The sequence below is a fragment of the Streptomyces sp. NBC_00203 genome, assembly GCF_045206325.1.
GTDB lineage: Bacteria > Actinomycetota > Actinomycetes > Streptomycetales > Streptomycetaceae > Streptomyces > Streptomyces lutosisoli.
Window position 1 is genome coordinate 5,071,351 of record NZ_CP108126.1, and the last position, 18,312, is coordinate 5,089,662.

The 18,312-nt window shown below is 71.6% G+C and carries 15 protein-coding genes, 1 tRNA gene and 1 riboswitch; of the genes, 9 read left to right on the forward strand and 7 right to left on the reverse strand.

The window, feature by feature from the left end:
- Positions 1 to 572: 572 nt before the first annotated feature.
- On the reverse strand, positions 573 to 2,681 hold the full coding sequence (locus tag OG975_RS22750; protein ID WP_406331187.1) for an asparagine synthase-related protein: 2,109 nt from the start codon (positions 2,679 to 2,681) through the stop codon (positions 573 to 575).
- Between the two features lie 770 nt (positions 2,682 to 3,451).
- Between OG975_RS22750 and OG975_RS22755 the strand changes: the two genes are divergently transcribed.
- From OG975_RS22755 to OG975_RS22770, 4 genes are all read left to right on the forward strand, one after another.
- Positions 3,452 to 4,876: an MFS transporter gene (locus OG975_RS22755; RefSeq protein WP_327429883.1), complete on the forward strand. Its 1,425-nt coding sequence runs from the start codon at positions 3,452 to 3,454 to the stop codon at positions 4,874 to 4,876.
- Positions 4,877 to 5,025: 149 nt separating this feature from the next.
- Complete coding sequence (lhgO, locus tag OG975_RS22760) at positions 5,026 to 6,261, forward strand: L-2-hydroxyglutarate oxidase (protein ID WP_406331188.1); 1,236 nt, start codon at positions 5,026 to 5,028, stop codon at positions 6,259 to 6,261.
- Positions 6,262 to 6,523: 262 nt separating this feature from the next.
- A complete protein-coding gene (trmB, locus tag OG975_RS22765) occupies positions 6,524 to 7,378 on the forward strand; it encodes a tRNA (guanosine(46)-N7)-methyltransferase TrmB (RefSeq protein WP_406331189.1) in 855 nt (284 codons plus the stop codon).
- Positions 7,379 to 7,441: 63 nt separating this feature from the next.
- Positions 7,442 to 8,767 carry a PrsW family intramembrane metalloprotease gene (locus tag OG975_RS22770; protein WP_406331191.1) on the forward strand — a complete coding sequence of 442 codons (1,326 nt, stop codon included), beginning with the start codon at positions 7,442 to 7,444 and terminating at the stop codon, positions 8,765 to 8,767.
- A 269-nt stretch (positions 8,768 to 9,036) separates the two neighbouring features.
- On the opposite strand, the gene OG975_RS22775 is transcribed toward OG975_RS22770, so the two are convergent.
- From OG975_RS22775 to OG975_RS22795, 5 genes are all read right to left on the reverse strand, one after another.
- A complete protein-coding gene (locus OG975_RS22775) occupies positions 9,037 to 9,981 on the reverse strand; it encodes an aldo/keto reductase (protein ID WP_406331192.1) in 945 nt (314 codons plus the stop codon).
- A 240-nt stretch (positions 9,982 to 10,221) separates the two neighbouring features.
- On the reverse strand, positions 10,222 to 11,262 hold the full coding sequence (locus OG975_RS22780) for a M23 family metallopeptidase (protein WP_406331193.1): 1,041 nt from the start codon (positions 11,260 to 11,262) through the stop codon (positions 10,222 to 10,224).
- A gap of 11 nt (positions 11,263 to 11,273) precedes the next feature.
- A riboswitch (cyclic di-AMP (ydaO/yuaA leader) is annotated at positions 11,274 to 11,431 on the reverse strand.
- A 233-nt stretch (positions 11,432 to 11,664) separates the two neighbouring features.
- Complete coding sequence (locus OG975_RS22785) at positions 11,665 to 12,834, reverse strand: PP2C family protein-serine/threonine phosphatase (protein ID WP_406331194.1); 1,170 nt, start codon at positions 12,832 to 12,834, stop codon at positions 11,665 to 11,667.
- 112 nt (positions 12,835 to 12,946) lie between these two features.
- Positions 12,947 to 13,020 (reverse strand) — tRNA-Met (locus tag OG975_RS22790).
- Between the two features lie 181 nt (positions 13,021 to 13,201).
- Positions 13,202 to 14,338, reverse strand: coding sequence for a dihydrofolate reductase family protein (locus OG975_RS22795; RefSeq protein WP_406331195.1), 1,137 nt, complete (start codon positions 14,336 to 14,338; stop codon positions 13,202 to 13,204).
- A gap of 72 nt (positions 14,339 to 14,410) precedes the next feature.
- On the opposite strand from OG975_RS22795, the gene OG975_RS22800 reads away from it, so the two are divergent.
- Together OG975_RS22800 and ribA are read left to right on the forward strand one after the other, a co-directional pair.
- Positions 14,411 to 14,914 carry a MarR family winged helix-turn-helix transcriptional regulator gene (locus tag OG975_RS22800; RefSeq protein ID WP_406331196.1) on the forward strand — a complete coding sequence of 168 codons (504 nt, stop codon included), beginning with the start codon at positions 14,411 to 14,413 and terminating at the stop codon, positions 14,912 to 14,914.
- A gap of 155 nt (positions 14,915 to 15,069) precedes the next feature.
- Entirely contained in the window at positions 15,070 to 15,696 is a 627-nt protein-coding gene (gene ribA / locus OG975_RS22805; protein ID WP_330305645.1) for a GTP cyclohydrolase II, read from the forward strand.
- On the opposite strand, the gene OG975_RS22810 is transcribed toward ribA, so the two are convergent.
- The gene (locus tag OG975_RS22810) at positions 15,683 to 16,027 is read right to left on the reverse strand and encodes a hypothetical protein (RefSeq protein ID WP_406331198.1); all 345 of its coding nucleotides are present in this window, start codon (positions 16,025 to 16,027) and stop codon (positions 15,683 to 15,685) included. The genes ribA and OG975_RS22810 overlap by 14 nt on opposite strands.
- 129 nt (positions 16,028 to 16,156) lie before the next feature.
- On the opposite strand from OG975_RS22810, the gene OG975_RS22815 reads away from it, so the two are divergent.
- From OG975_RS22815 to OG975_RS22825, 3 genes are all read left to right on the forward strand, one after another.
- Entirely contained in the window at positions 16,157 to 16,705 is a 549-nt protein-coding gene (locus OG975_RS22815; RefSeq protein WP_406331200.1) for a DUF6817 domain-containing protein, read from the forward strand.
- Between the two features lie 111 nt (positions 16,706 to 16,816).
- Positions 16,817 to 18,022 (forward strand): hypothetical protein, encoded by a 1,206-nt coding sequence (locus OG975_RS22820; protein WP_406331202.1) that lies wholly within the window; start codon positions 16,817 to 16,819, stop codon positions 18,020 to 18,022.
- The gene (locus OG975_RS22825) at positions 18,006 to 18,287 is read left to right on the forward strand and encodes a hypothetical protein (RefSeq protein WP_406331204.1); all 282 of its coding nucleotides are present in this window, start codon (positions 18,006 to 18,008) and stop codon (positions 18,285 to 18,287) included. The genes OG975_RS22820 and OG975_RS22825 overlap by 17 nt, the downstream gene beginning before the upstream one ends.
- Positions 18,288 to 18,312 lie beyond the last annotated feature (25 nt).

Consider the following 18,312-nt stretch of genomic DNA (forward strand, 5'->3'; position numbering starts at 1 on the left):
CATCGGCTTTCCCCGGCGAGCCTTATCGGGCACGGTTTCCGCCCGCGGTGGTGCAGGCAGTGCGTTTCTCGCCCCCGCCGCCCCTACCCGTCCCATCCTCCAGGGGCTCCGCCCCTTCGACCCCGTTCGGTTGTGTGTCGGGTGCGGGTGGGTGGGGGCTTGTCGCGCAGTTCCCCGCGCCCCTTGGGTGGGTGGGGGTGGGGGTTGTTTGTCGGCTGCGGGTCCGTGCGGACTGGGCGCGCAGTTCCCCGCGCCCCTAAAGGACAAAAGACAAAGGCACCCGGGGCTGCGGCCCGCGATCCCCCAGGAACCGTTCGTCACACGGACCCGCACCCGGCGACGCACAGCCCCAGCCGACACGCACCCGCAGCCGGCGACGCACGACGGCCCCACCCACCCTCACCCGGTACGACGGCGGCGCAGTCGGCGACGCAGCGAAGGGGCCGTGTCGGTACGTCCAGCCCGTCGCTTACGTGGTTATGGGCAAGTTCATGCTGTGGAAGCAGGCAGTAATGCCCACCGGCGACGGGCTGGACGTACCGGCACGGCCCCGACCCACCCACCAACGCCGCCTACCCCCTCCGAACCGCCCCCGCCCCCGCACCCGCACCCAATGCCCGCCCCTGCGGCACAATCCCGGCCGGGACGGCGCGCTGTCGGGCGGGTGTTCCCGTCCAGCACGTTCCCCGCCGGGCCAGCAACCGGCGTAGCCACAGTTCCAGGGAGACCAGGTCGGCGAGACCGTCGAGGGGCAGGGGCTCGCCCTCCGCGGCCGCGCGGAGGGCCTTGCGGACGACGCGGGCCTCGACGAGGCCCGCCTGGGCGAGCAGGGGTGTGTCGAAGAGGGCGATCAGGGAATCCGCGGCCACCCGCAACCCCGTGCGTGCGGCCGCCGCCGAGGACGCGTGGGACGGTGCGCCCCACCCGGGAGGCAGATCCGCCACCCCGGCCCCCTCCAGCACCGTACGGAGGATCGCCGCGCGAGCGCCCGGCTGCACCCGCAGCGCCTCGGGAAGGTCACGGCACGCGCGTACCACCTGGTTGTCGAGGAACGGCGCGTGCAGCCGCTGGAAGCGGATCTCGGCGGCCTGCTCCAGGACGCGCACATCGGCCGCGTGACGCGCGAGCGCCGAACGCGCGCGGAAGTCGCCCGGCCGCTGCCCGGGCCCGACCCCCGGCCGCCCCGTCGCCCCTTGCAGGCGAACCGATACTTCAGCAAGCGCCTCACCGGTCAGCCAACGCGCCGCGGGCCCGGGCCTGGCCCAGGTGAGCGCGGCGAGCGACGCCCCCACGGCACCCCCCGGCTCCTCGAACCGCCGGTGCAGCAGCCGGTCGGCGAGCACGTCGACGCCGGTGCGGTACGGCGTACGGGCCAGCTTGCGCGCGGCGCCGTACACGCGCGCGGGGACCATCACCGAACCGTCCGCCTTCGCCAGCGCCGCGACGGGCCGCACCAGGTGACGCCGTTTGCGGTCCATCAGCAGGTCCGCGAGCCGCGCCGGATGGGCGTCCAGGACCTGCCGGGCCCCGTACCCCGTGAAGTGGTCCGCGCTCCCGGCCGACAGCCGCGCGCGGTGCCGGGCCGCCGTCACCAGTGACGGGCCCGGTTCGTCCGTCAGGGGGCCGTCCAAGTCGGCGTAGGGGAGCACCTCTTCGCCCCCGGTGACGACCACATGGTGCAGCCGGGGATTCGCGGCGAGCGTCCCGGCCCGCTCCAGCTCGGCCTCCCGTCCGCTGACGGCAAGGTCGTTGAAAGTGACCGCAAGAAGTCGCTCACCAGCGCCCGTGCCGTGCCCCAGAACAGTCCCCGGCGCCCCTGGAAGCCCCGCGGCGAGCAGCGCCAGCGTCCCCGAAGCGGGCCCTCCGGAGAGGTCGGCGCCGATCCCCGGCACCGGCATCCCGCGCGCGGCGCGCCGCTCGGCGGGCCCCATCCCGGGCACGGGCCCGGGGTCCACATCGGTGCCCGGCACATGACGCGGCGCGGCGAGACGCGCGCGTACGGCCTCTACGAGGGCGTCGCGCACGGCGTCCACGGCGCTCGTGGGGTCGGCCGAGGGCGCCGCGACCGCGAGGGAGGCGACCGGCTCGTACCCGGCGATCTCGCGCGCCCCGGCGCGCAGGATGAGCGCGTGCCCCGGCGGGATGCGCCGCACGCCGTCGTACGGGGTCGAGTCGTGCACCGCGGCCGGTACGTCGGGGGCGGCGAGCAGGGCCGCCAGGTGCCCGAAGTCCAGGTTCGCCTCGATGAGGTCGGCGAGGGGGAGCGCGGCGGTCGCGTAGGCCGTGCCGCCCGCCCAGGGGGTGTAGAACACGGGCCGCGCGCCCGCGAGATCGCCGCAGACGGTCACCCGCCGGCCCACCTGGACGACTGCCGTATAGCTGCCGGACCAGTTGGTCAGATGCCGAATCGCCCCTCCGCGCGCGGCGAACAGCCCGACGCGCAGCTCTTCGTCGGAGGCTCCGCAGGTGCCGAGTACGGCGATACGGTTCTGCGCGTCGGCCTTCACGACGCGCACCTCGTCGGGACGCCAGTCGCCGACGGCCCAGAGTGGATCGGGGTCGCCCCACAGGAGTTGGGAACCCACCGGGTGCACGGTCTCGCCGTCGCTTCCGGTGGCGCCCGCCGAGCCGATCTCAGGCGTTCTGGCGACGGTGCTGCTCCACCCCACCAACCATCGCATCGCCGCCTCCACAGGCTGTGGACAACCAGTGCACCGTACGAACTCGGCACCATGCTGCCACGAAGGACGCGCGTGGGAGGGCTCCTGCGGCGGCTTGCGCACCCTGAAGTGCGCCCCCGTGCGAGCGCCCGCGCCGCCAAGAAGCCGACGCACAACCGATGTCGGGCGAAGTCGAGCCGCCGCGCCGCCGACGAGAGGCCGCCTCCGGGCAAGCTCCCCGAGCCACGTCCGGGCGACGTCCGAGCGTCGTCCACCCCCCGCCGGGCCGACGCGAATGCGCCCCCGATACGCTCCCCCAAAACACCCTACGCGCCCTCAACTGACGTGGTAGGAGCCCTAATTGCCTCCGAGAGCCACCATCGATTTTCAGCCAAATCGGCTGCGGGCGGACAGGAGCGCACACGCTCCGTACAGGCCCTGCGCACCGCTCCGGCAACGCACAGTCCGGGAGGCGGAGTTCGCCTCCCGGACCGGTCCGCCGCCCGCGGGGATGTAGGCGGCGGTGTCCCCCAGCCCACTGGATCCAGTACAGCGGGCCGACCCACGCACGTTCCATGGAAGCGCTCCCCCAATGGCCGGAGAAGAGCGCACGGACGGGCGCACGGCCACACAGCGGGAGCACGCCGCAACCGTCCGTACTGTCGTACGGACCACAATCCCGCCATCCGGAACCAGGCCTCTTAACGCTTGGGATTGGGCGAACTACGCTGGGTTTACGAATGCCGCGTGGTTATGCCAGCGCGGCAGCCGTCTGTGTCGAGGGGTGGCGCATGTCCAGGGAGCAACGCGGGCCGAACGAAAAACTCGGCGCCGTTCTCGCCCTCGCGGGAATCAGCAACGCAGGACTCGCACGACGCGTCAACGACCTTGGCGCTCAACGCGGGTTGACTCTTCGCTACGACAAGACGTCGGTGGCGCGCTGGGTGTCGAAGGGAATGGTGCCGCAAGGTGCGGCGCCGCACCTCATCGCGGCCGCCATCGGCCAGAAGCTCGGCCGCCCGGTGCCGCTCCACGAGATCGGCCTGGCGGACGCGGATCCCGCACCCGAGGTGGGCCTCGCCTTCCCCCGTGACGTCGGACAGGCGGTGCGGTCGGCGACAGAGCTGTACCGCCTCGACCTCGCCGGGCGCCGGGCCGGCAGCGGCGGCATCTGGCAGTCGCTCGCCGGGTCATTCGCAGTGAGCGCATACGCAACTCCCGCTTCACGGTGGCTGATAACCCCGGCCGACAGCTCGGTGGCGCGCGAGGTGAGCCCCGGTGAGGGCTCCGGAGCACCGCTGAAAGTCGGCCACAGCGACGTGCAGAAGCTCCGCGAGGCAGCCGAGGACGCCAGGCGCTGGGACTCCAAGTACGGAGGCGGCGACTGGCGTTCATCCATGGTGCCCGAGTGCCTGAGGGTGGAGGCGGCGCCTCTGCTGCTCGGCTCCTACTCGGACGAGGTGGGCAGAGCCCTCTTCGGAGCCAGTGCCGAGCTCACCCGCCTCGCCGGGTGGATGGCCTTCGACACCGGCCAGCAGGAAGCCGCCCAGCGCTACTACATCCAGGCGCTGCGCCTCGCCCGAGCGGCCGCCGACGTGCCCCTGGGGGGCTACGTACTCGCGTCCATGTCCCTCCAGGCGACGTACCGGGGCTTCGGCGACGAGGGCGTCGACCTCGCCCAGGCCGCTCTGGAACGCAACCGAGGACTGGCGACAGCCCGCACCATGAGCTTCTACCGCCTGGTCGAGGCACGCGCGCACGCGCGCGCCGGCGACGCCCAGGCGGCCGGCGCCGCCCTGAAGGCCGCCGAGGGCTGGCTGGAGCGGGCCCGGGACGGCGACAACGACCCGTCCTGGCTCGGCTTCTACTCGTACGACCGTTTCGCCGCCGACGCGGCCGAGTGCTACCGCGACCTGAAGGCGCCACGCCAGGTGCGCCGCTTCACCGAGCAGGCGCTGTCGAAGCCGACGGAGGAGTTCGTACGCTCCCACGGCCTGCGACTCGTGGTGTCGGCGGTCGCCGAGCTGGAGTCGGGCAACCTCGACGCGGCGTGCGAGCAGGGCGTACGGGCGGTGGAGGTCGCGGGGCGCATCTCCTCCGCGCGCACCACCGAGTACGTGAAGGATCTCCTGCACCGGCTGGAGCCGTACGGCGACGAGCCGCGCGTGGCGGAACTGCGGGAGCGCGCACGGCCGCTGCTCATGGCCCCGGCGTAGGCGCTCCGCTTGGGGCAGGGTCCCTCGCATCTGCCGGGTTCCTGTGGTTTCGGGGCTGCGGGTGGTCTGTGGCTGGTCGCGCAGTTCCCCGCGCCCCTTTGGGGGCGCGGCCCGCCTCCGCCGGGTTTGAAGGCATTGTCAGTGGCGCAGTGCACTATCGAAGCCGGGAGGTGGAGCAGGTGCCGAGCGTGTACGACTGCGATGTGCTGGTGATCGGCGGCGGGATCGTCGGCCTGTCGACGGCGTATGCGATCACGCGCGCGGCGCCGGGCACCCGGGTGACGGTGCTGGAGAAGGAGCAGGGTCCCGCCCGGCACCAGACGGGGCGCAACAGCGGGGTGATCCACAGCGGGATCTACTACCGCCCGGACTCCCTGAAGGCGCGGTACGCGGTGCGGGGCGCCGCCGAGATGGTCAAGTTCTGCGCGGAGTACGGCATCGCACATGCCGTCACCGGCAAGCTGATCGTCGCCACGGACAAGGCGGAGCTGCCCCGGCTGCACGGACTGGTCCAGCGCGGCCGGGAGAACGGCATTCCGGTACGGGAGCTTGGCCCGGCCCAGATAGCGGAGTACGAGCCGGAGGTGCGCGGCCTCGCCGCCATCCACGTCGGCACCACGGGGATCTGCGACTTCGTCGCGGTGGCCCGGCAGCTCGCCGAGTCCTCCGGGGCCGAGATCCGGTACGGGGCGGCTGTCGTCCGCGTCGACCAGCGCCCCGGCGTCGGCGCCGCCGTCCGTACGGCCGACGGGGCGGTCGTCCGCGCGCGCGTGCTGGTCAACTGCGCGGGGCTGCACTGCGACGAGATCGCCCGGCTCGCCGGGGACGACCCCGGCATGCGGATCGTGCCCTTCCGCGGCGAGTACTACACGCTGGCGCGGCCCGAGCTGGTGCACGGACTGGTCTATCCCGTGCCCGACCCGGCCTTCCCCTTCCTCGGGGTGCACCTCACCCGGGGCATCGACGGACACGTCCACATCGGGCCGAACGCGGTGCCCGCGCTCGCCCGGGAGGGGTACGGGTGGGGTGTCGTCCGGCCCCGGGAGCTGGGCGCGACCCTGGCCTGGCCCGGTTCCTGGCGGATAGCCCGGCGGCACTGGCGGTACGGGGCCGGGGAGCTGCGGCGTTCACTGTCGAAGCCGGCGTTCACCGATGCGGTGCGGCGGTTGCTGCCCGCGGTGACCCCGGACGACCTTGTCCCCGCGCCTGCCGGGGTGCGGGCCCAGGCCGTCCTGCGCGACGGGACCCTGGTGGACGACTTCCTGATCCGGGAGGGCCCCCGGACCGTGCACGTACTGAACGCTCCCTCCCCTGCGGCTACGGCTTCGCTGCCGATCGGGAGAGAGGTCGCACGGAGGGCACTGGCTACGTTGGCGGCGGCGTGAGGGGGTAGTTCTCGCCCCCGCCGCCCCTACCCGTCCCATCCTCCAGGGGCTCCGCCCCCAGACCCCCGCTAAAGATTGCGCAGTTCCCCGCGCCCCTAAAAGGGGCGCGGGGAACTGCGCAATCTTTTAGGCCAGCCCCCATCCGCCCGCAGGCGAAACACAACCCACGGGGTCGAAGGGGCGGAGCCCCTGGGGGATGGGACGGGTAGGGGCGGCGGGGGCGAAGAACATGCCCTCTCCGCCCCGTAAAATCGATCCCACTGTGTCTGACTCCCTTCACTTCCCCGAAGAACCCGCACCCGCCGCCGCCCCCACCCCCGACGGCTCGCTGCATCACGCCCGCGCCAAGGGCGAGCCCCGTTTCCCGGACGGGCCGAAGGCCGACCCCGCGGGGTCGCACTTCGAGCGGCGGATCCGGAGTTTTCAGCCGCGGCGGAGCCGGGTGACGACCGGGCAGGCGGACGCGTTGCAGCGGCTGTGGCCCAAGTGGGGTCTGGACATCGACGGGCAGCGCACGATCGATCTCGCGGAACTGTTCGGGTCCGACCTCCCCGTCGTGCTGGAGATCGGCTTCGGCATGGGCGAGGCCACCGCGCAGATGGCGGCCGAGGACCCGGAGACCGGAATCCTCGCGGTGGACGTGCACACCCCGGGTCAGGGCAATCTGCTGAATCTCGCCGACCGGAACGGACTGTCCAACATCCGGGTCGGCAACGGCGACGCGATCATCCTGCTCAGGGAGATGCTCCCGCCGGAGTCCCTGAACGGCCTGCGCGTGTACTTCCCCGACCCCTGGCCCAAGAAGCGGCACCACAAGCGGCGGCTGATCCAGCCGGAGTTCCTCAGCCTCGTCGCGACCCGCCTCAGACCGGGCGCCCTCGTGCACTGCGCGACCGACTGGGAGCCGTACGCCGAACAGATGCTCGAAGTGCTGAGCGCGCACCCGGACTTCGAGAACACCCAGCCCGACGGCGGTTACGCGCCACGTCCCGACTTCCGGCCGCTGACCCGTTTCGAGGGCCAGGGACTGGACAAGGGTCATGTGGTGAACGACCTCCTGTTCCGGCGCGTACAGCACCTCGTACACCACCCGGACCAGCAGTCCAGCGGCGACTGAAGCCCCGCACACGGCACCAGGCGCCGTCGCGGGCTGTGCCCCTGTCTCGTTAGGGTCAATGCCGTGGCCACGTGTCCCCCGTACCCGACGCACCCCAGCGGTCCCGCCGGCGGTGCGCTGCGGCACGCGCACTGGTGGCAGCGGAAGCCTGTGCGCTACGGCGCGCTGATCACACTCCTCGCGATATCGGGGCTCGTGATCCTGGCCCTCGTCCGCGAACAGACCGGCACCGAGGGCTTTCTGGTGGGCCTCGGCCTCGCCGTGTTCCCCGTGCCGCTGCTCGTCGCCGCCTTCCGGTGGCTGGACCGGGTCGAGCCCGGGCCCTGGCGGAACCTGCTCTTCGCCTTCGCCTGGGGCGCCTGCGCGGCCGCGTTGATAGCGATCGTCGCCAACAGCTTCGCGACCAGATGGATAGCGACGGCGACCGCGGACCCGTCCAGCGCCGATACCCTCGGTGCGACCGTGATAGCGCCGATCGTGGAGGAGTCCGCGAAGGCCGCCGCCGTGCTGCTGGTCTTCCTCTTCCGCAGACGGGACTTCACCGGGATCGTCGACGGTGTCGTCATAGCCGGGGTCACCGCCACCGGCTTCGCGTTCACCGAGAACATCCTCTACCTCGGCACCGCCTTCGGCACCGACCAGCTCAGCGGCGAGCGCGGGCTGGCGTCCGTCACCGCCGCGACCTTCTTCGTCCGCGTGGTGATGTCACCTTTCGCGCACCCGCTGTTCACCGTGCTGACCGGCATCGGCTTCGGCATCGCGGCCATGTCCGCCGAACGCCGGCATCTGCGCCGCGTACTGCTGCCGCTGGGCGGGCTGCTGCTCGCCATGGGCATGCACTCCGCCTGGAACAGCTCGTCGAGCTTCGGGGAGTACGGGTTCTTCGCGGTGTACGCCGCGTTCATGGTGCCCGCGTTCGGGCTGCTGACCTGGCTGGCCATCTGGACACGGCAGCGGGAGCTGCGGACCGTGCGCGCGGAACTGCCCGCGTATGCCCTCGCCGGGTGGCTGACCGCGCCGGAGCCGTACGTACTGGGGTCGATGCGGGCGCGGCGGCTCGCCCGTGAGTGGGCGGGACATCACTTCGGGAAGGCCGCGGGGCGCTCGGTCGCGGAGTACGAGGCGTACGCGACCTCGTTGGCGTTTCTCCGTCATCGGGGGCGGCGGGGGCGTGCGGGGGCCGACTTCGTCGTACGGGAGCGCGAGTTGCTCGACGAGCTGTGGCGCCGCCGGGACATCGCCCGGCCGGCCCTGGCGTACGCCGCCCGGGCGACGGCTCCGGTGGTCCCGGTACCCCCGCCGTGGCCCGCACACGGCTACGCGCACACCTACGGCCAGCCCTACGCCCAGCCCTACGGACCTCCCGCGTACAACCCGTACCGCACGTAGCTTCTTCGCCCCCGCCGCCCCTACCCGTCCCATCCCTGGGGGCTGCGCCCCCAGACCCCCCTAAAAGACTGCGCAGTTCCCCGCGCCCCTAAAGAACTTGGGGGCGGGCGTGGGATCGCGGGGCGCAGCCCCGCGCCTTAGGGGCGCGGGGAACTGCGCGACCAGCCCCCACCCACCCCCAGCCAAGGAACCGGCCTACGGGGTCTGGGGCGGAGCCCCAGAGGGATGGGACGGGTAGGGGCGGCGGGGGCGAAGAAACCCGGCAGCCGCTACGCCGAGGCCTCCGTCAGCTTCCCGAGGTCGCCGTCCGTCAGGACCAGGTCCGCCACCCCCAGCAGCGCCGGCAGCTGCTCCACCGTCCGAGCCGAAGCAATCGGCGCCGCGACCGTCGGCTGAGCGGCCAGCCACGCCAGGGCGACCGTGGCCACCGGAACCTCGTGGGCCTGGGCGACCTCGTCGAGGGCGGCCAGGACCCGGACACCGCGCTCGGAGTCGAGGTGGCGGCCCGCGCCCGCGGAGCGAGGCGAGTCGACCGTCGCGCCCGGGCGGTACTTGCCGGTGAGGAAGCCGGAGGCGAGCGCGAAGTACGGGACGGCGGCAAGGCCGGTGCGGGAGGCAACCCCCTGGAGCGAGCCCTCGTAGGTGTCGCGCGAGACGAGGTTGTAGTGCGGCTGGAGGGCGACGTACCGCGCGAGGCCCTCACGGTCGGAGAACTCCAGGGACTCCTGGAGCCGCTCGGGCGAGATGTTGGAGGCGGCGATGTGGCGCACCTTGCCGGCCTTCACAAGTTCGTCGAGCGCACCGATGATCTCCTCGACCAGCACCTCCGGCTGGTCGAAGTGCGTGTAGTAGAGGTCGATGTGGTCGGTGTCCAGGCGGCGCAGGGACGCCTCGGCCGCGGCCTTGATATTGGCGCCGGACAGCCCCGGGAACTCGGGGTGCTGGCTGACCTTGGTGGCGACCACGACGTCGGAGCGGTTCCCGCGCGCCTTGAGCCACTTGCCGATGATGGTCTCGGACTCGCCGCCCTTGTTGCCCTCGCCCCATGACGAGTACGAGTCGGCGGTGTCGAGGAAGTTGCCGCCGGCGGCCGCGTACGCGTCGAGCACGGCGAAGGACTGCGCCTCGTCGGCGGTCCAGCCGAAGACGTTGCCGCCGAGGGAGAGCGGGAAGACCTCGAGGTCGGACGAGCCAAGCTTGCGGAGAGAAGTCATGATCAGCTTCAACGCCCGCACCGGATGGCTGTATTCCACACAGACCGGACCGGCAGCCCTGACGTCGGGGGGTTGTCGTCAGGACCGCCGGGGACCAGGAAGAAACCACGCCGGCCTCAAAAGAAGCCGACCCCAGGAGATGCCGACCTCAAGAGGAGCTGGTCTCAGAAGAAGCCGGCCTCAGAAGAAGCCGGCCTCAAGAGAAGCCGGCCTCAAAAGGAACCGGAACCGGAACCGGCCTCAGGGATTGAGCCCCTTGCTGCGCAGCCACGTCATCGGGTCGATCGCGGTGGCGGCGCCGTCGGGGTGGACCTCCAGGTGCAGGTGCGGCCCGGTGACATTGCCCGTCGCGCCCACCCGCCCGATGACGTCACCCGTGGCGACCTTCTGCCCCACGCTGACGCTGATCGACGACTGGTGGCAGAACCACAGCTCCGTACCGTCGTCGAGGGTGAGGATCGTGCGGTAGCCGTACGCGCCCGCCCAGCCCGCCTCGGTGACGGTGCCGCTGTGGATCGCCTTGATCAGCGTGCCGGTGGGCGCGGCGAAGTCGAGGCCCGTGTGGTAGCCGGAGGACCACATGGAGCCGGCGTCACCGAAGCGCCCGGTCAGCGTGTACGAGGAGGTGGGCAGCGAGTAGCTCTTGGCGAGCTCGGCGAGACGCTTGGCCTCGGCGGCCTGCTTGGCTGCCTCGTCCGCCTTCTTCTTGGCGGCGGCGGCCTTGGCCTCGGCGTCGTCCTGCTGCTTGGCGGCGAGCGCGACGGCCTGCTTCGCGGCGGCGGCCTCGGCGGCCTGCTGGGCCGCGCTGTCGACCTGGTCCTGCTGCGACTCGGCCTGCTGGATGATGCGGGCGCGCAGCGCCTCACCCGCGTCGGTGCTGCCCTGCGCGGTGTCGGTGCTGGTCAGGCCGGCGCTGGTGAGCGGGGTGGAAGAGCCCTTGGGCGTAGCGGAACCGCCGTCGGATATCAGGGCCTTGGCCGATTCGGTGACCGACGACAGGTCGGGCAGCGAGATCGAAACCGGCGGCTTGCCGGGCGCGGCGGTGGCCATGCCACCCGCACCCACTGCGGCTATGACGCCGACGCCGAGAACCGTGGAGCTGCGGGCGAGTCCCCCACCGCGCTGCTTGCTGACGCGGTGCCGGCCGCGAACGGGACGGACGGAATCCTCAGTGGGGTTCCACTCCTCCCAAGGCCCCTCGTCGTTGCCGTAGGCGTAGCCGAAGGGCTGTGTGTCGTTCGGCGCGAACGAGGTTGGCTGGGCAGGCCGGTTGGACGCCACGTGGGCGCACTCCTTTCCTTCCTTCTCGCCTACCGGGTTAGCTGACGGGTTCGGAGCAGGAAGGTCTCCTACGCGCGTATACCTGTCGTGTTCCCACGACGGAATACGCTCGATTCACCCCAAGTTGGTGGTTCCCCGGTTCCCTTGCGGGATTCGGCGCGTGCGCACGGAGCCATCTCTTGTGACGGCTGGGACGACCGCGCTGCGTTATCGAACGTTAATAGACCCGGGTACCGGATTCCAAGCTGTTCGGACTGATCGTTAACGCTTTTGGCCAGGACTTTGGGGTCACCACCGGCGTAAACCGGGCGAGTTGACCACGTTCCATAAACGTCGATTCAGTTGACGGTGTGTCAGTTGTTATGCGGAGGGGCACTGCCCGATCACCCCTCGTGACAACGATCAAGAAAGCCCCTCAGTGGCCTCCCCGGGACGCCGTACGGCGAGCAGCGCCATGTCGTCCGTCAGGGCGCCGCCCGTGTGCCGGCGGACCTCCTCGGCGAGGGCGGTCAGCAGGGCGTCGGGCCCGGGGAAGGCGCGGCCGACGAGACGCGGGGCGGGATCGTAGAACTCCCCGCGGTCGTCGCGGGACTCGGACAGGCCGTCGGTGTGGAGGAGCAACGTGGCTCCCCTCGGGAATCCGGCCGCCATCGCCCGGTCGGGCCAGGTGCCCAACTCGCCCATGCCGAGCGGCAGCGCGGGATCCTCGGTGGCGAGCGCGACGAGCGTGCCGTCCGCGTGCAGGAGCAGCGGCGGGGGATGGCCGCGGTTGACGATCCGTACGACGTCCGCGCCGTGCGGGATCTCCGCGAGTACGGCCGTCGTGAACCCCTCGAAGGCGTCCAGCCCGTCCCGCCGGGTCCCTTCGCGGGCCAGCGCCCGCTCAAGACGGCAGGCGACCTCCTCCAGCGTCGCCTCCTGCTCGGCCGCCTCCCGGAACGCCCCGATCACCACAGCCACGGCGGCCACCGCGCCCATCCCCTTCCCGCGTACGTCGCCCACCACCAGCCGTACGCCGTGCGGGGAGTCCTGCACCGCGTACAGGTCGCCGCCGATGAACGCGTCCGCCTGCGCCGCCTCGTACCGCGCCGCGACCTCCAGTCCGCCGATCCGCTCCTCGGGCTCCGGCAGCACCGCGCGCTGCATGGACTCGGCGATCTCCCGGACCGAGGCGAGCCGTTCGTCGCTGCGGCGGACGAGGATGTTGATGAGCACGGCCAGGACGGCGGCCGTGGCCACGGTGGCCATTTCGGTGACCGAGTCGACGTTCAGGACGATGTCGAGCTTGAGGTGGACCGCGAGGACGGCGGCGATGGTGAGGATGCCGGTGAGGACGGTGCCGAGCGGCGAGTACAGAGGCGCGGCCACGAGGGGAGCGGCCGTGAAGAGGGGGGCCGCGGTGAAGTCCGACGGGGTGACGTAGTCGTAGACGGCTCCGACGGCGATGAGCAGTGCGGGGAGTGTCCGGACGAAGGCCCGTGCGTACGAGATCCTGCGGCGGGCCGGGTCCGGCGGGACGGGGCTGTCGGTCCGCTGCTCGTCTGCTTGCTGCCCCACTCGTTCAGGGTTCATGGAGTGGGGGGTGGGGGCGAGCGGTGTGGACCGACCGGGGGACGTGGGACGCGGGTCCTCATACACCAAGGGCCGGAACTCGTGAATCCGAGTTCCGGCCCTTGGCCTTCAGTAGCGGGGACAGGATTTGAACCTGCGACCTCTGGGTTATGAGCCCAGCGAGCTACCGAGCTGCTCCACCCCGCGTCGTTGAAACCAGTGTACGCCATCCGCGGGACCCCCAGCACACACGTTTCCCACCAGCGGTTTCTCGCCCCCGCCGCCCCTACCCGTCCCATCCCCAGGGTGGGTTCTTTGGCCGCGGGCCGGTGGGGGCTTGTCGCGCAGTTCCCCGCGCCCCTTAAGGGGCGCGGGGAAACCGCCGGGGCTAGCCCAGGAGGTGGTGGTTGGGGGCGGTCGCGCGTTGCTCGTACTCCGGGAGTACGACGACGTCGGCACCCTCGGCTGCCAGCAGCGCGTTACCGTCGGCGCCGGCAACGAACGTGTCGGGCTCGCGCCAGGCGGTGACAACCCTCCGTACCCCCGCGTCAAGAATCAGGCGGGCGCACGGCGCGGGCCGGGAGGCACGGCGGGCGCACGGCTCCAGGCTGCTGTACACCGTGGCGGAGCCAAGACGCGGGTCGGCGGGGTCGATCTTGGCGAGCGCCGCCTCCTCGGCGTGGACCACGGAATCGTCACCCTCACGGGAGTGGCCCCGGGCCAGCTCGGTCCCGTCGGCGGCCACGACCACCGCCCCCACACTGAACGCGGTCTCCGAAGGCGGACACAACTCCGCCAGCTCACACGCGAGCCCCAACCAGTGCCGGTCCGCGGCCGAGGCGAGCCCCCCGACACCGGGCGCCGTGGGGACGTACCGGATGAGGACGACATCCCCGACGGGCCGTGTTTCCACCAGCCGCATCCGCCCGGCGGGATACACCCCGGGCCCGAACAGCCGCGGCGCGTCCACCTCCCCCACGAACAGCGGTGCGACGGCGAGCTGCAGCTCGTCGGCGAGCCCCTCCCGCATCAGCTGGGTGTGCACCCGCCCGCCCCCTTCGACCATGAGGCGCCGTACACCTCGTACGTCATAAAGGTGTTCCAGCAATACACGCCAGTCGAGTTCGGGTCCGGTCGACACCACCTCGACGCCGAGGCCGTACAGGAGGCCGGAGGCCTTCCCCGCGCCCTCGTCCGTCGTATAGACGACCTTCTCGCCGCCCGTGTGCCAGAACTGCGCCGCCGGGTCGAGGTCGCCGGACCCGCTGACGGTGACCTTCAGCGGGTACTCGGGCCGCCCGGAGGCGATCCGCGCCGCGCGCCGCTCGGCCGAGTTGACCAGGAGTCGCGGATTGTCCGAGCGAAGCGTGCCCGCGCCGACCAGGATCGCGTCGCTGGACGCCCGTACCTCGTCGACCCGGTCGAAGTCGGCGGCGCCCGAGAGCAGCAGCCGCTCGGGGCCGGTGTCGTCCAGGAAGCCGTCGAGGGAGACGGCGGCGGACAACAGGACGTAGGGGTGGGGCATGGGGCGCACCCTCCAGCTCCGAGCTCTCGGCTCCTAGTGGTTCAACTTTTAAACAGTACCTAGACTGGCGGCATGACGACCCGCTGGCTCTCGCCCGCCGAACAACGCGCCTGGCGCTCGTTCATCGCCGCCTCCTCGCTCCTGGAGGACACGATCGACCGGCAGCTCCAGGCGGAGACCGGCATGCCGCACCTTTACTACTCCATCCTGGCCATGCTCTCCGAGGCACCGGACCGGCGGCTGCGGATGACCGACCTCGCCGAGATCCTGAAGATCACCCGCAGCCGGCTGACGTACGGCGTGACCCGGCTGGCGAACGACGGCCTGGTACGCCGGGAGGGCTGCCCCAGCGACAAGCGCGGCCAGGTCGCGGTGCTCACGGACGAGGGCATGACCGTCCTGGAGCGGGCGGCGCCCGGCCATGTGGAGCAGGTCCGGGCGGCACTCTTCGACCATCTGACCCCGGAGCAGGTCGGACAGCTGGAGGAGATCTCCGCGAGCATCACTCGGGGCATCCAGGGCGAGAATCCCGGGGCCTGCGGGGAAGATCTGCCGTGGCGGCGACGTTCCTCCTGAGGCCGGCAGGCGTCAGGAGCCAATCGACCAAAAGCGTTGCTTGAAGTTTAAAGCACCGTGTACTGTCTCTCCCCTGAGGTAGTGCTTCAAAACTGAAGCACTACTCCAGACTGGCACCACAACTGGCACCACACCCGCTGGACCGGAGAGACAACATGCGCGATTTCCCCACCGCCACGGTGCGCACCCGCGTCACTGTGCCCCTGCGTTTCGGCGACGGCTACTCGGTCGACGCGGACCTCGTCACCTTTCACGGTCTCGCCGACGAGAAGGAACACCTCGCCGTCGTCCTCGGCAAGCCCGCCGCGAACCCGCTGGTGCGACTGCACTCCGAGTGCCTGACCGGCGATGTCTTCGGCTCGGCCCGCTGCGACTGCGGCCCGCAGCTGCGCGAGGCGGTGGAGCAGATCGCGGAGCGGGGCGGCGTACTGCTGTACCTCCGCCAGGAGGGCCGCGGCATCGGCCTCTACAACAAGCTCGACGCGTACGCCCTCCAGGACCAGGGCCTCGACACCTACGCCGCCAACGCCGCCCTCGGCCTGCCCGAGGACGGCCGCGACTACACGGCCGCCGCGCAGATGCTCCAGGCCCTCGGCATCGACTCCCTGGACCTGCTCTCCAACAACCCCGACAAGGCCGACCAGCTGCGCGACCTCGGCATCACGGTCTCCCACCGCGTTCCGACGGGCGTCTTCACCACGGCCCACAACGTCCGCTACCTGCGCGCCAAGGTCCTCCAGACCCAGCACACACTGCCCCTGCCGGAGCTCACGGCGGGCTGACACCCTCCTCACCGGCCATCCGCCGAAGCCGCCTGACCTCCGCCACCAGCCGGGGCACGGCGTCCCTCGCCATCGCGATGAACGCCGCGTTCTCGTCCCAGCGTTCGTCCGCGCAGTCGACGTAACGCGGCTGCTGCACCAGCGTCGCCGCGACGATCTCACCGTGGTCGAACGCCGGCCACCGCTCACCCCGCCCGGTGTCCTCGACCGTGCTGACCGCCACGAGATTCATGGCGTAGTCGTCGTCCAGGTTCCGCACGAACCACGGTCCGGGCGTGGCCGCCGCGCACAGCTCGTCGATCGCGTCGAGGTCGAGCCCGTCATCCGCCATGTGCGGAGTGTCCGCCATGTCCGCCATCCCGTGCCCCCATTGACCGATCCGATGTCCCGGTCAAGGATCGTTGAACAGGGCCGGCGGTCCGACGGTCCGGCGGATTTCTCGCGGCGGGAGAAACAGTCAGTGGAGTCAACGGCGCAGTCCTCCAAAGCCATCGCCCTGCTGCGCGAGCTGGGCGCGGCGGACATCGAGCACCCGGGCGGCACCCTGCTCGCACACCTGGTGCGCGTACGGGACCGGCTGGCCCGCTGGGAGGCCCGCCCCGCGCTCCAACTCGCGGGCCTGTGCCACGCGTTCTACGGAACCGACGGCTTCGCCACCGCCCTCCTGCCGACCGACCGCCGCGCCGAACTCACCGCCGTCATCGGCCCCGAGGCCGAGTCCCTGGTCCACTTCTACGCGAGCTGCGACCGCACGGCCTCCTACCCGTCCCTCGCGGACCCCTCCGGCGCCTTCCACGACCGCTTCACGGGCACCGTCTCGACACCGGCCGTCCCGCTGCGCCGCGACTTCGCGGAACTCACCGCCGCCAACGAGCTGGACCTCGTGGACGAGAACCCCGAATGGCGCAAGCAGTGGGGCGCGGACCTCCTGGACCTCTTCACCGGCTTCCGGCCGCTGCTCAGCGCGCACGCGTGGCGCGACTGCGAGGACATCCTGGCCGCCTCCTGACCCACTTCTTGCCGCCCGCGCTCGCCAAGATCGACATTCCCCCTGTTTCTCGCCCTAGGGAGTAGAGGGCCGTGTTTCCGCCACGGCTCCGGAACCTGAGGAGAACAGCACATGCACAGCGGCATCGACTCAGCTGCTGCGGATCGGCCCGCCGCACACGACGAGGAGGAGCGGCAGCTGGTGGCCGATCTGCTCCGCCTGCGTCTGCGCCTGGACGAACTCGCGGCCAGCCAGGTCGTCTCCGCGAGCCGGCGGCTCGCTCTGGAGATGGCACCCGTCCTCGAACCCGTCTGGGGCCTCGTCGCCGACCGGCGCAAGGGCGTGGGCTTCCTCATGCAGTACGGGACCGCCGATCCGGCCGAGCACGCTGTCCGCGGCAACGCCGCCGTCGCCGAAGCGGCCGTACAGACGTATCAGCGGCCGCGGCTGCTCGGCGCGGAGGGCAGCCAGGTGTGGGCGGCTCTGGCGCGGCCGGCCGACACGCTGCTCGCCCACGTCCGCGAGCCGCTGAGCCTCGGCGTGCGGCCGGGCGCCGGCGACACCGGTGCGGAGGCGCGCTCCACCCTGTCGCTCCAGGTGGACGTCCGTCCTGTGCTGCCCGGCACACTCCACGGAAGCTGGGAGCGCGAAGCCTCGATCGTCCCGGCGCTGCGTGCCGTGCTGCGGCGCTGGTGCGATCTGGCCCGCCACAGCAGTGCCGACAGCAGCGCGGGGGAGGTCGCGCGGCTGACGCTGGCGGCGGCCCTGCTGGCCCGCGGCGCCGCTCTGGACGGGGACACCGCGACCGTACGGTGGTTCGTCAAGCGCTGGCTGGGGCTGAACGCCACGGGCACGCGCGTCGACGGGACGATAGCCGCGCTGCTGGAGGACGGCTGGACCCGCCGCACCGTGGACGCCGAGTTCTCCGCCGTCCAGGACTCGGTCGCGGACGTGCGCATCGAGTCCCTCTACCAGCACCGGCTGCACAGGCCCGTATGGGAGACCGAGCTGCGCGGAGCGCCCGTGGCCCTGCTGTCCGATCTCGCGTCGGCGCGCGAGGGGGAGCAGTTCGACCTCGCCTCCGGCGAAGCCGAGGACGACGTGACCGCCATCGTCAGCCGAACCCTGATGACCGAGCAGATGCACTCCGTACTCGACACCCTCTCCGAGCGCGAGGCGAAGCTGGTCCTGGGGCTCTTCGAGGGCGAGCGGACACAGGCCCAGCTCCAGGCGGAGCTGGGCATCACCCGGTACCGGTTCGAGAAGATCCGCCGCGATGTCATGCGCAAGCTCCGGCATCCGTCCCGATCGCAGGTGCTCCGTGACTACCTCGACTGACCACCGGACCCCGGCAGCCCCGGCCCCCACTCCTGGCCCCATCCCCGACCCCGACGCCGACCGGGGCTGGATCCGGGTCCGGTTCCCCCGCGGCACGCGCTGCGTCACCCTGCTGGGGACCGGAAGCCTGACCGTCGCGATCACCCACGGAGACGTGGCGCAGGACCCCACGCGTCTGTGGGCCCTCGTCGCACTCAACATCGCAACCATGGCGTACGACCTCACCGACCGCTGGCTGCAACATCGTCCGGCGGGGAGGACCTAGGCCGAAAGGGCAGGGCCCGGAACCA